At 62.6% G+C, this 12228-nt stretch carries 13 protein-coding genes and 1 other RNA gene; 7 read left to right on the plus strand and 7 right to left on the minus strand.

What is annotated here, in order from left to right; genetic code table 11:
- Position 1 precedes the first annotated feature (1 nt).
- From rbbA to K0H47_RS23395, 3 genes are all read right to left on the minus strand, one after another.
- Complete coding sequence (rbbA, locus tag K0H47_RS23385) at positions 2 to 2722, minus strand: ribosome-associated ATPase/putative transporter RbbA (protein WP_219273726.1); 2721 nt, start codon at positions 2720 to 2722, stop codon at positions 2 to 4.
- Positions 2719 to 3684: an HlyD family secretion protein gene (locus K0H47_RS23390; protein WP_063026373.1), complete on the minus strand. Its 966-nt coding sequence runs from the start codon at positions 3682 to 3684 to the stop codon at positions 2719 to 2721. The genes rbbA and K0H47_RS23390 overlap by 4 nt, the downstream gene beginning before the upstream one ends.
- Before the next feature lie 139 nt (positions 3685 to 3823).
- Entirely contained in the window at positions 3824 to 4273 is a 450-nt protein-coding gene (locus tag K0H47_RS23395; RefSeq protein ID WP_063026375.1) for an EVE domain-containing protein, read from the minus strand.
- 196 nt (positions 4274 to 4469) lie between these two features.
- Here K0H47_RS23395 and K0H47_RS23400 point away from each other — a divergent pair, with 196 nt between their 5' ends.
- A complete protein-coding gene (locus K0H47_RS23400; protein WP_003213959.1) occupies positions 4470 to 4619 on the plus strand; it encodes a hypothetical protein in 150 nt (49 codons plus the stop codon).
- A 7-nt stretch (positions 4620 to 4626) separates the two neighbouring features.
- Here K0H47_RS23400 and K0H47_RS23405 read toward each other — a convergent pair whose 3' ends face one another.
- The 4 genes from K0H47_RS23405 to K0H47_RS23420 all read right to left on the minus strand — a co-directional run bounded on the left by K0H47_RS23405 (position 4627) and on the right by K0H47_RS23420 (position 6045).
- Positions 4627 to 5256 carry a 5-formyltetrahydrofolate cyclo-ligase gene (locus K0H47_RS23405; RefSeq protein WP_218263065.1) on the minus strand — a complete coding sequence of 210 codons (630 nt, stop codon included), beginning with the start codon at positions 5254 to 5256 and terminating at the stop codon, positions 4627 to 4629.
- 56 nt (positions 5257 to 5312) lie between these two features.
- Positions 5313 to 5491: non-coding RNA, 6S RNA (gene ssrS / locus K0H47_RS23410), on the minus strand.
- A 30-nt stretch (positions 5492 to 5521) separates the two neighbouring features.
- The gene (locus K0H47_RS23415; RefSeq protein ID WP_003213956.1) at positions 5522 to 5839 is read right to left on the minus strand and encodes a cell division protein ZapA; all 318 of its coding nucleotides are present in this window, start codon (positions 5837 to 5839) and stop codon (positions 5522 to 5524) included.
- Complete coding sequence (locus K0H47_RS23420) at positions 5836 to 6045, minus strand: TIGR02449 family protein (RefSeq protein ID WP_003213954.1); 210 nt, start codon at positions 6043 to 6045, stop codon at positions 5836 to 5838. The genes K0H47_RS23415 and K0H47_RS23420 overlap by 4 nt, the downstream gene beginning before the upstream one ends.
- 138 nt (positions 6046 to 6183) lie before the next feature.
- Between K0H47_RS23420 and K0H47_RS23425 the strand changes: the two genes are divergently transcribed.
- The 6 genes from K0H47_RS23425 to K0H47_RS23450 all read left to right on the plus strand — a co-directional run bounded on the left by K0H47_RS23425 (position 6184) and on the right by K0H47_RS23450 (position 12074).
- On the plus strand, positions 6184 to 6741 hold the full coding sequence (locus K0H47_RS23425; protein WP_003213952.1) for a YecA family protein: 558 nt from the start codon (positions 6184 to 6186) through the stop codon (positions 6739 to 6741).
- A gap of 20 nt (positions 6742 to 6761) precedes the next feature.
- Positions 6762 to 8084, plus strand: a complete 1323-nt coding sequence (gene pepP, locus K0H47_RS23430; protein WP_219273728.1) for a Xaa-Pro aminopeptidase — start codon at positions 6762 to 6764, stop codon at positions 8082 to 8084.
- A complete protein-coding gene (ubiH, locus tag K0H47_RS23435; protein WP_219273729.1) occupies positions 8081 to 9268 on the plus strand; it encodes a 2-octaprenyl-6-methoxyphenyl hydroxylase in 1188 nt (395 codons plus the stop codon). The genes pepP and ubiH overlap by 4 nt, the downstream gene beginning before the upstream one ends.
- Complete coding sequence (locus K0H47_RS23440; RefSeq protein WP_063026385.1) at positions 9261 to 9746, plus strand: DUF4442 domain-containing protein; 486 nt, start codon at positions 9261 to 9263, stop codon at positions 9744 to 9746. Before ubiH ends, K0H47_RS23440 begins: the two co-directional genes overlap by 8 nt.
- A gap of 9 nt (positions 9747 to 9755) precedes the next feature.
- Complete coding sequence (locus K0H47_RS23445; RefSeq protein ID WP_177025655.1) at positions 9756 to 10973, plus strand: 2-octaprenyl-3-methyl-6-methoxy-1,4-benzoquinol hydroxylase; 1218 nt, start codon at positions 9756 to 9758, stop codon at positions 10971 to 10973.
- A 96-nt stretch (positions 10974 to 11069) separates the two neighbouring features.
- On the plus strand, positions 11070 to 12074 hold the full coding sequence (locus tag K0H47_RS23450; RefSeq protein ID WP_177025634.1) for an extracellular solute-binding protein: 1005 nt from the start codon (positions 11070 to 11072) through the stop codon (positions 12072 to 12074).
- Positions 12075 to 12228: the final 154 nt, after the last annotated feature.

A 12228-nucleotide genomic window follows, 5' to 3' on the forward strand; every position in this document is an offset into this window, starting at 1 on the left:
CTCAGGCCTCCTGCTTCTTGAGCATGATCAGGCTAAGCCCGGTGAACCCCAGGAAGAACCCGAACAGCGCCAGGCACTGCGGCCACAACTGGCGCAGGTCGAGGGCCTTGGTAAAGGTACCCACGGCAATGTCGAGGAAGTAGCCCGCCGGGAACAGCATGCCCATCAACGCGGCGGCGCCTTCTAGGGACGAGCGCGGCACGATCAGCCCGGAGAACTGGATGGTCGGCAGGCTGGTGATGATCATGGTGCCGAGGATCGCCGCGATCTGGGTGCGGGTGAATGCGGAAATCAGCAGGCCCATGCTGGTGGTGGCCAGCACATACAACAGGCCGCCGAAGGCCAGGGTCACACCGCTGCCTTTGAACGGCACGCCGAACAGCCAGCGGTTCATCGCCACCAGCAGCCCCAGGTTGATCAGGCTCACGGCCAGGTACGGCGCCTGCTTACCCAGCAGAAATTCCAGGCGGGTCAGCGGTGTGGCGTAGAAGTTGGTGATCGAGCCCAGTTCCTTTTCGCGCACGATCCCCAGGGCCGTGAGCATCGCCGGAATAAACGCGAGGATCAGCGCCATCACGCCCGGGCCGATGGCGTTCACGCTGACCACGTCCTGGTTGTAGCGAAAACGGGTTTCCAGTTTGGCGGCGGCTTGCTGATTCAGTGGTGTGCTGTTCAGTTCGGCCAGTTGTTGGAGATTGGCTTGGTGCACGGCCTCGACATAATTGCGGCTGGTTTCCGCACGGAACGGCATGCCGCCATCGAGCCAGGCGGCCACGGCGGGCTGGCGGCCGGCGTAGAGATCGCGGCCGAACCCTGGCGGAATCTCCAGCGCCAGTTTGATTTCCGAGCGTTGCAGGCGTTTGTGCAGCTCGTTGGAATCGGTGATCGGCGGCTGTTCGGCGAAGTAACGGGAACTGCGAAAGGCTTCCAGGTAGGCGCGGCTTTGCGGCGTTTGATCCTGGTCGTAGACAGCGAAGGCGAGCTTTTCCACGTCCAGGGAAATGCCGTAGCCGAAGATCACCATCATGAAAATCGCGCCCAGCAGGGCGAAGGCCATGCGCACTTTGTCCCGCAGCAGTTCCTTGCCTTCGCGGCTGGCCACGGCCAACAGGCGGGCGAGGCTGAACCCGCGTTTGCTGACGGGCGGCGTCATGGGTTCGCTGACGGTTTCGGTGGGCGCGGGGGTTGCTTCGGGCGCACCTTGGGCCTGTTCCAGGCAGGTGACGAACGCTGCTTCCAGGGTCTCGCCGTGGAATTGCTGTTGCAGCGCATCTGGCGTGTCGCAGGCCAGTACCTTACCCGCGTGCATCAGCGAGATCCGGTCGCAGCGCTGGGCCTCGTTCATGAAGTGCGTGGACAGGAATATCGTCACGCCCTGTTCCCGGGACAGCTCGATCAACAACCGCCAGAAATCATCCCGCGCGGCCGGGTCGACGCCCGAAGTCGGCTCATCGAGGATCAGCACTTCCGGGCGGTGCAGCACCGCCACCGCCAGGGACAAGCGCTGGCGCAAACCCAGGGGCAACTCGCCGGAAGGCTGCTCGGCAACGTCGCCCAGGTCAAAACGCTCGATCAACTCATCAATGCGCTGGCCGCTTTCAGCCTTCGGCAGGTCGAACAACTGCGCATGCAGCACCAGGTTCTGGCGCACGCTGAGCTCGCCGTACAGCGAGAAGCTTTGCGACATGAAACCCACGCGCTTGCGGGTGGCCAGGTCCTTGGCGTTGACCGGGTTGCCGAGCAGGGTCGCGGTACCCTCGGTGGCCGGCATCAGGCCGGTGAGGACTTTCATGGTGGTGGTCTTGCCGCAGCCGTTGGAGCCGAGGAAACCAAAGATCTCGCCCCGTCCAATCGCGAAGCTGACTTTGTCCACCGCCGTGAAATCGCCGAAGCGCAGGGTCAGGTCGTGGGCTTCGATGGCGATGTCGGTGTTGTCGCTTTGCCGTGGCGGAATCACCAGCGGTTCGTTGTTATGGGCGCTGTCGCCCTGGAAGTGGGTGAAGGCTTCGTCCAGTTTGCCGCTGGGTGTCGCGGCGGCCAGTTCACTGCTCAGGCCGTCGGCGATCAGCTTGCCGCGGTCGAGCATCAGGCAGTGTTCGAACTGCTCGGCTTCTTCCATGTAGGCGGTGGCCACCAGCAGTGTCAGCTGCGGGCGTTCGCTGCGTACGGTTTCCACCAGCTCCCAGAAGCGCCGACGGGACAATGGGTCGACCCCGGTGGTGGGTTCGTCGAGGATCAACAAATCCGGGTCGTGGATCAGCGCACAGCACAGGCCGAGTTTCTGCTTCATGCCGCCGGAGAGCTTGCCGGCAGGTCGCTCGGCGAAGCGTGCGAGGTCGGTGGCCAGCAGCAGGTTGTGCATGCGCTGGTCGCAATCGGCTTTCGACAGGCCGAACAGCGTGGCGAAGAACCGGATGTTTTCGCTGATGGACAGCTCGGGGTACAGGTTACCGCCCAGGCCTTGGGGCATGAAGGCGATGCGCGGGTACAGGCTGTTGCGATGGCGGCGGTCTTCGATGGAGCCGCCGAGTACTTCCAGCTCACCTTGTTGAAGCTTTTTTACCCCGGCAATCAAACCCAGCAGGCTCGACTTGCCGGCGCCGTCCGGGCCGATCAGGCCGCAGCGGGTGCCGGCGGGCAGGCTGAAGGCGATGTCGGTCAGCGCCTGTTGCTTGCCGTAGCGGTGGTTGATCCCCGTGGCGTGCAGCGCCAGGCCGCTCATTGCAGGTTGGCCGGCCAGTCCAGGTCAGCGGTGCGCACATAGCCGGCGCCAGGCATGCCCGGTTTGGCTTGGGGCACGGCGCTCGGTTGGGTCAGGCGTAGTTTGACCCGGAACACCAGCTTCTGGCGCTCGTCGCGGGTTTCCACTTCCTTGGGGGTGAACTGCGACTTGGCCGCGACAAAACTGATTTTCGCCGGCAACGGTTGCTTCGGCAGGGCGTCGAGGACGATCCGCGCCTCACTGCCGACGGTCAGGGCGCCGGTTACCGAAGCGGGCAGATACAGGTTCATGTATTGGTCGTTGGGGTCGATCAGCAGCAACACGCGGCCACCGGCACCGAGCACTTCGCCGGGTTCGGCCAAGCGTAGCTGGATGATGCCATCGATGGGCGCCCGCAGGCTGCTGTCTTCAATTTCGCTGGTGAGCTGGGCGACTTGGGCCTGGGCGGCGCCAATGGCGGCCTTTACCGAGTTGACCTGGGCTTGGGCGGCGACCACGGCGGCGTTGCCGGTGTTCTGTCGGGCTTGCTGCTGGTCGATCAACTGTCCGCTGGCGAAGCCGCGTTTGTACAGTTCCTGGGTGCGCTTGAGTTCCTGGCTGGCCAGCAGTTGTTCGCTCTGGCGCAGTTGCACATTGGCTTGGGCGGCAGCGAAATTCTCTTTGGCCCGCAACACTTCGGCTTCGGCCTGGGCGCGCTGGGCTTCCAGGGTGCGGGTGTCCATGCGCGCCAGCAGTTGGCCCTTGAGCACCTTGTCGCCTTCGTCCACCCGTACCTCGGCGAGGCGCCCAGGGATCTTGGCGGCGATCTGCACTTCAGTCGATTCCAGCCGGCCATTGCCCATGCTCAAGCCTTCGGGCAGGCGGTCCTGGGTGGATTGCCAATAGCCAAAGCCGCCGGCGGCCAGCAGCAAGACAATCAATGGAATGGCGAAAAGATGGGAGGTGCGGTGGTTCGTCGACATGGGTGCATCCTGCGGCGTTAGCGTCCTAGTTTGACCGATCCTGCCCGAAGGCCCTTGATGCGGGTCAAATGAAGCGCCAGCCTAACCCGGTTGGCGCACAGATGCATGCGCCATGGGCGTGACCGCAGGGTTCTGCTGTTCAGCGCAGGCCGAGTACGGCGGCCCACTGCTCCGCGGTGACAGGCATCACCGAAAGGCGGCTGCCTTTTTGCACCAGGGGCAACTCGGCGAGGGCGGTTTGCTGTTTCAGATAGCCCAGCCCCAGGACTTTCGGGAAGGTCTCGACGTGGGCGACATTGATCGCGCTCCACGGGTTTTTTTCAGGGCTGGCCTTGGCGTCAAAGTAATGGCTGTCAGGTTCCAGCGCGGTCGGGTCCGGGTACGCCGCCTCGATGATTTTACCGATGCCGGCAATCCCCGGCTCCGGGCAGCTGGAGTGATAAAAGAAGAACTGGTCACCCACCGCCATCGCGCGCAGGAAGTTACGCGCCTGATAGTTGCGCACCCCGTCCCAACGGGCTTCGCCGAGCTTTTCCAGGCCCTTGATGGACAGTTCATCGGGCTCGGATTTCATCAGCCAATAGGCCATGTTTTCGCTCCTCAAAAGTCGATTGGGAAAGTTGTCCGGCAATTTTATGACAAACCGACGGTCGGTTGACGTCAAGGTTTGCGTGTTGGTTCACGTTAACGCAGAATGCCGGGGTTTTGAGCTTGACGCAGCTGGCACGGACTACTTATGGAACGTTGCTGTCATCGTGTGCAAGATGCCTGAAGGGGGGCAATCGATGAAACGCAAACCGGATTTACTATGGATATTGGTCATTTTGTTTGGTCTTGGTGTCGTGACCACCGGCTATGCGCAGAGCTTGTGGTCGAACAAGACTGACGCACCGATTGAACTCGCACAGCAACAGCCGCAACCGTTCAAGCGCTGACCTGTCTTCAAGGCGCTGCTGATTCCAGTAGCGTCTCTGCTATATACCAATCCTTATCGGTGACTGTGCCCTCAAGCGGTACATCCCAGCTTGCCTGCGCCAATCGTTCGACCTTCTGGCATTCATGGGCCAGGCCCAATAGCGTCGGCTTGCGCCAGGATTTCCGGCGGGCCATGTAGGCCAGGCTGCGGTCATAGAAACCGCCGCCCATGCCCAGCCGTCCGCCCATGTCATCGAAGCCCACCAGCGGCAACAGCACCAGGTCCAGTGCCCAGACCTTGCGTTGCCGGCTGACATTCACCTGTGGCTCAAGGATGCGAAAACGGTTAGGGCTCAGCTTTTCGCCGGGCCGTACGCGCTGGAACACCATCTTGGTTCGCGGCCACGCGCTGAGCACCGGCAGGTAGGTCGCCTTGCCCCGGCGCTGTGCAGCGCGCAGCAGCAGGCGCGGATCGATTTCACCGTCCGTCGGTAGATACAAGGAGATGTGTTTGGCCCGGCGAAACAGCGGGTGCTGTGCCAGTTGCCGATACAGGCCCAGGGCGGCCTGGCGTTGCTCGCTGGGCGTCAGGGCGCGGCGGGCTTTGCGCAGCATGCGTCGAAGTTGCGGGCGGGAAAGCGGCGCAGGTTCGGTCATGGTTTTCGGCTCATAAAACAATGCCAGTCCTAAGACTGGCATTGGATTTGGGAATCAGGCTCCCCGACAGAACCGCTGTCGACTTAGCCCTTGAACCCGAAAGTTCAAGGTGGAAGAAACAGTAGGCTTTAAGGCTTTCCGTCTAGCGGACATGCACACCAGCCCAACGTGTAACTTCCAGGGTAGTGCGAATCGGCTCAGGGACATCGCCGACTGGCAAGCACGCCAGGGAGTGGGGCGAGTATACCCGAAACCGACGCCGCAATCAGCCCTTGGGTGGCTCTGGATCGGTAGAAAGTACCAGATCGACCCGCTCCAGCAGGTCGCGCACCTGCTCGCGCGTCGAGCCGCTGGCCTGCACGTCAGGCCGTTCCTGCTTATGCAGTAAATCGTGAGTAATGTTCAGGGCGGCCATCACCGCGATGCGATCGGCGCCGATGACTTTGCCGCTGCTGCGGATTTCACGCATCTTGCCGTCCAGGTAGCGGGCAGCGCTCACCAGGTTGCTGCGTTCTTCCTGTGGGCAGATGATCGAATATTCTTTGTCGAGAATCTGCACGGTGACGCTATTGCTTGAACTCATGAGTCTTGCTCCAGGGCCTTCAGGCGCGAAATCATCGATTCGACCTTACGCCGGGCGATTTCGTTTTTTTCAATGAGGTGAGCGCGTTCCTCGCGCCAGGTCTTTTCCTGAGCTAATAGGAGTCCGTTTTGGCTCTTAAGTTGCTCGACCCGGTTAATTAGCAGCTCGAGTCTGGCCATCAGCGCTTGCAGGTCGGTGTCTTCCATTGGGTTCCACTGGATTTGTCTGATGAATGGCAACTGCTGGATAAACGATCTGACGCCCTCGATAGTCTTGGTACGTCTGCCGATGCTAGGATACAGCGCTTCATTCTAGACATTGCGCCGCCTGGCGCCTAGCTCACCATGCCTATTCAGAATTCCCCGTACGATGCTTTTTCCAAACTGCTGAGCTCCAGCGGTCATCCTTGCTCGCCTGCCGAGTTGCACGGCGTGCTGCTGGGTCGCAGTTGCACCGGTGTCGGCTTTGATGCCGACAACTGGCTGGCCGACGTCGCCGAGCTGCTGGAAACCGAGCCCACCGAGAACGTGCGCAACGCCCTCATCGGCTTGCAAGAGATGGTCAAAGGCGAGCTGACCGGTGATGACGTCACCGTCGTGTTGCTGCTGCCGACCGATGACGCGCCGCTCACCGAGCGCGCCGCAGCGCTGGGCCAATGGTGCCAAGGCTTCCTCCATGGTTTCGGCGTGAACGCCGGCGGCCTGGACCTGAGCACCGATGCCCAGGAAGTGCTGCAAGACCTGGCCGCCATCTCCCAGGTGCAAGACGCCCTGGAAGAGTCCGAAGACGGCGAAAGCGACTACATGGAAGTCATGGAATACCTGCGCGTCGCGCCGCTGCTGCTGTTCACCGAGACCCGTAAATCGGCTGAGCCCGCTGCACCCAAGCCGTCGCTGCACTAAGAAAGGAAGCCCATCTGCCCATGATCCATATCCCCAAAGCGGAATACACCCGGCGCCGCAAGGCGCTCATGGCGCAGATGGAACCCAACAGCATCGCCATCCTGCCGGCGGCTGCGGTGGCCATCCGCAACCGTGACGTCGAGCACGTCTACCGCCAGGACAGCGACTTCCAGTACCTGAGCGGCTTCCCCGAACCGGAAGCGGTCATTGTGCTGATGCCAGGCCGCCAGCACGGCGAGTACGTGCTGTTCTGCCGCGAACGCAATGCCGAGCGCGAACTGTGGGACGGCCTGCGAGCGGGCACCGAAGGTGCGATCCGCGATTTTGGCGCCGATGACGCATTTCCGATTACCGATATCGACGACATCCTGCCCGGCCTGATCGAAGGCCGCGACCGGGTGTATTCGGCCATGGGCAGCAATGCCGAATTCGACCGGCACCTGATGGAGTGGATCAACGTGATCCGCTCTAAAGCGCACCTCGGCGCCCAGCCGCCGAATGAATTTGTTGCCCTGGATCATCTGCTTCACGACATGCGCCTGTATAAATCGGCGGCAGAAGTGAAGGTGATGCGCGAGGCGGCGCGGATTTCCTGTGCGGCCCATGTGCGGGCAATGCAAGCCAGTCGCGCCGGGTTGTATGAGTTCAGTCTTGAGGCGGAGCTCGACTACGAGTTTCGCAAAGGCGGGGCGAAGATGCCGGCCTATGGCTCCATCGTCGCCTCGGGGCGCAACAGCTGCATCCTGCATTACCAGCAGAATGACGCGGTGCTCAAGGATGGCGATCTGGTACTGATTGACGCCGGTTGCGAGATCGACTGCTACGCCAGCGACATCACCCGTACCTGGCCGGTGAGCGGAAAGTTCTCTGCTGAACAAAAGGCGATTTACGAAATCGTGCTGGCTTCCCAGGAAGCCGCCTTTGCCGAAATCGCCCCGAATAAGCATTGGAACCAGGCCCACGAGGCGACGGTGCAAGTGATCACTGCCGGGCTGGTGAAGCTGGGATTGTTGCAGGGTGACGTCGACGAGCTGATCGCCAGCGAAGCCTATAAAGCCTTCTACATGCACCGCGCTGGCCACTGGCTGGGGATGGATGTGCACGATGTGGGCGAATACAAGGTAGGCGGTGAGTGGCGGGTGCTGGAAGTCGGCATGGCGCTGACCGTGGAGCCGGGGATTTACGTGTCGCCGGACAACCAGAGCGTGGCGAAGAAATGGCGTGGCATTGGCGTACGCATCGAGGACGACGTGGTGGTGACCAAGCAAGGCTGTGAAATTCTGACCGGTGGCGTGCCCAAGTCCGTCGCCGAGATCGAAGCGCTGATGGCGGGTGCCCGATGAGCCGGGTCAATCTGGCGATTATCGGCGGCGGCCTGGTGGGCGCCAGCCTCGCGTTGGCGTTGCAGGCCGGGGCCAAGGCCCGTGGCTGGAAGATCGTGCTGATCGAGCCGTTTGCCCCCGGCGACAGTTACCAGCCGAGCTATGACGCGCGTTCTTCGGCACTGTCTTTTGGCGCGCGGCAGATTTATCAACGGTTGGGCGTCTGGCAGGAAATCTCCCGTCGCGCCGAGCCGATCAAGCAGATTCATGTGTCGGACCGTGGCCGCTTCTCCACTGCGCGCCTGTCGGCGATGGAAGAAGGCGTGCCCGCCCTCGGCTACGTGGTGGAAAACGCCTGGCTGGGCCAATGCCTGTGGCAAGGCCTGGACAAGGAGGTGGTCAGTTGGCGCTGCCCGGCGGAAGTCACCCGCATGGAGCCGCTTGCCGATGGCTACCGCCTGACCCTCAATGACGAAACCGTGCTGAAGTGCGACCTCGCGGTGCTGGCCGATGGCGGCCGCTCCGGCTTGCGCGAACAACTGGGCATCGGCGTTAAAAAGCGGCCGTACAACCAGAGTGCGCTGATCGCCAACATCACCCCCAGCGAAGCCCACAACGGCGAGGCGTTCGAGCGGTTCACCGACGAAGGGCCGATGGCCTTGCTGCCGTTGCCGGACAACCGTTGCGCGCTGGTCTGGACCCGCATCGGCATGGACGCCAAGCGCCTGGCCGAGCTGGACGAGCGCAGCTTCCTCAGTGAATTGCAGGGCGTGTTCGGTTACCGCCTGGGTACCCTCAAGCAGGTCGGCGCACGTCACTTGTACCCGCTGACCCTTGTGGAAGCCGAAGAGCAAGTGCGCTCCCATCTGGCGGTGCTCGGTAATGCCGCCCACAGCCTGCACCCGATTGCCGGTCAGGGCTTCAACCTGTCCCTGCGGGATGCCTACGCGCTCGCCGAGGCGCTGCTGGCCGGGCCTGCGATCCCTGGCGACCTGGCGACACTGCAGGCGTACCGCGAGCGTCAGCGCATGGACCAGAAACTCACCGTCGGCTTCTCCGACCAAGTCACCCGTCTGTTTGGCAGTGCGCAACCGTTGGTAGCGCTGGGCCGCAACATGGGGTTGTTGGGTCTGGACCTGCTGCCGCCGGCCAAGCGCTGGTTCGCGCGTCAGGCCATGGGCCTGGGCACTCGTCCCGATGCGTGAGTGGCTGACCCAACGCCTGGGCAAGGCGCGGCTGTTGCGCTGGATCATGACCTTGTACCCGCCGTACCTCGGGGCCGGAGTCCGGGTGTTGCACATCGGCAGCGATTTTCGCGAGGTCAAGGTGCGCATGGGCCTGGGCTGGTACAACCGCAATTACGTCGGCACGCAGTTTGGCGGCAGCCTGTATTCGATGGTCGACCCGTTCTACATGCTGATGCTGATGGAGAATCTGGGGCGCGATTACATTGTCTGGGACAAGGCTGCGGCCATCGATTTCATCTCGCCGGGCAAAGGCCCGGTGTTTGCCGAATTTTCCATCGACCAAGGGTTGCTGGACGAGATTCGCCAGCACACCGCCGGCGGCGAGAAATACTTGCCGCAGCTCAAGGTGCAGATTCATGACGGCTCCGGCACCCTGGTGGCGCGGGTCGACAAAACCCTTTACGTGCGGCGCAAGCCGCAAGCGAGACAGGCTTAAAGCATGGACATGCGCGCAGATGTGCTGATTGTCGGGGCCGGAATGGTCGGAAGCGCCCTGGCGCTGGCGTTGCAGGGCAGTGGCCTGCAGGTGCTGCTGCTGGACGGCAGCCCGCTGAGCGTCAAACCGTTCGACCCTCATGCTGCGTTCGAGCCGCGGGTCAGCGCTTTGTCGGCCGCCAGCCAGCGTATCCTCGAGCGCCTTGGCGTGTGGGACGGCATCGTCGAGCGGCGTGCCAGCCCTTACGGCGAGATGCAGGTATGGGACGGCAGCGGCACCGGGCAGATCCACTTCTCGGCAGCCAGTGTGCATGCCGAGGTGCTGGGGCATATCGTCGAAAACCGTGTGGTTCAGGATGCGTTGCTCGATCGGCTGCACGACTGCGACCTCGGCCTGCTGGCGAATGCGCGCCTGGAGCAGATGCGTCGCTCCGGCGATGACTGGCTGCTGACCCTGGCCGATGGCCGCACCTTGCGCGCGCCGCTGGTGGTCGCGGCGGACGGTGCCAACTCGGCCGTGCGCCGCCTGACCGGCACCGCCACCCGTGAGTGGGATTATTTGCACAACGCCATCGTCACCAGTGTGCGCAGCAGTCAGTCGCATCAGCGCACGGCGTGGCAGCGTTTTACCGACAACGGCCCGCTGGCGTTCCTGCCGCTGGTGCGGGACGGGCAGGAAGACTGGTGCTCGATCGTCTGGTCGACCACCCCGAGTGAGTCCGAGCGCTTGATGGCACTGGACGATGAAAGCTTCTGCCGTGAACTGGAACTCGCCTTCGAAGGGCGCTTGGGCACAGTATTAAGCGCTGATCCACGGGTGTGCGTGCCGTTGCGTCAGCGCCATGCCAAACGTTACGTGGCCGAAGGCCTGGCATTGATTGGCGACGCAGCCCACGTCATTCACCCGTTGGCGGGGCAGGGCGTGAACCTGGGCTTCCTCGATGCGGCGGTGCTGGCCGAAGTACTGCTGGCGGCCAACGAGCGTGGCGAGCGCCTGGCGGATGCGAAGGTGCTCAGCCGTTACGAGCGCCGGCGCATGCCGCACAACCTGGCGTTGATGGCGGCGATGGAAGGCTTTGAGCGGTTGTTCCAGGCCGATCAGCTGCCGTTGCGTTGGCTGCGTAATGCCGGACTGAAGGCGGTTGAGCAGATGCCGGAGGCCAAAGCGTTGTTTGTGCGTCAGGCCTTGGGCTTGTCCGGGGATTTGCCGGAACTGGCCAAGGCCTGAGAGGGGCTGCGCAACATTTGGTAACGGCTCCGTCGAGCGTTACCAAATGTGAGTCCTTATCATTTGCCCTCTTTTCGCAAATGAGAGACCGCACCCATGTTGGCACCCAAGCGCCTCCTGACTGCCCTGGCACTCACACTGATCGGCAGCACCACCGTGCAGGCGGCCGACGAAGTCGTGGTCTACTCCTCGCGCATCGACGAACTGATCAAACCGGTGTTCGACGCCTACACCAAGAAGACCGGCGTGCAGGTGAAGTTCATCACCGACAAGGAAGCGCCGCTGATGCAGCGCATCAAGGCCGAAGGTGAAAACGCCACCGCCGACCTGCTGCTCACCGTCGATGCCGGCAACCTCTGGCAGGCCGAGCAGATGGGCATCCTGCAACCGTTCACCTCCGCGGTGATCGACAAGAACATCCCCCTTCAATACCGCTCTTCGGCCCATGCCTGGACCGGCTTGAGCCTGCGTGCGCGGACCATCGCCTATTCCACCGATCGCGTAAAGCTGGGCGACCTGACCACCTACGAAGCCCTGGCCGACAAGCAATGGGAAGGCCGCCTGTGCCTGCGCACTGCGAAGAAGGTCTACAACCAGTCGCTGACCGCCACCCTGATCGAAACCCACGGCGCGGCCAAGACCGAAGAAATCGTCAAGGGCTGGGTCAACAACCTGTCCACCGACGTGTTCTCCGATGACATCGCCGTGCTCGAGGCGATCAATGCCGGGCAGTGCGACGTCGGTATAGTCAACACCTACTACTACGGCCGCCTGCACAAGCAGAAGCCGGACCTGGCGGTGAAACTGTTCTGGCCGAACCAGGGCGACCGTGGGGTGCACGTCAATCTCTCGGGCATCGGCCTGACCAAGCACGCGCCGCACCCGGAAGCAGCCAAGGCGCTGGTGGAGTGGATGACCACGCCGGAAGCGCAGAAGATCTTTGCGGATGTGAACCAGGAATTCCCGGCCAACCCGGCCGTGCCGCCGTCGGCTGAAGTCGCGACCTGGGGCAAGTTTGTGGCCGATACGTTGCCGGTGGAAGTGGCGGGCAAGCGTCAGGCTGAGGCTATTCGCTTGATGGATCGGGCTGGCTGGAACTAGATACAATTTGTAAGGCACCGCCGATCTGAATGTGGGAGCGGGCTTGTGTGGGAGCGGGCTTGCTCGCGAAGACGGTGTATCAGTCACCTGTGCGTTGACTGACACGCCGCTTTCGCGAGCAAGCCCGCTCCCACACAAGCCCGCTCCCACATTG

The organism is Pseudomonas sp. Xaverov 83 (assembly GCF_019352905.1).
Taxonomy (GTDB): domain Bacteria; phylum Pseudomonadota; class Gammaproteobacteria; order Pseudomonadales; family Pseudomonadaceae; genus Aquipseudomonas; species Aquipseudomonas yamanorum.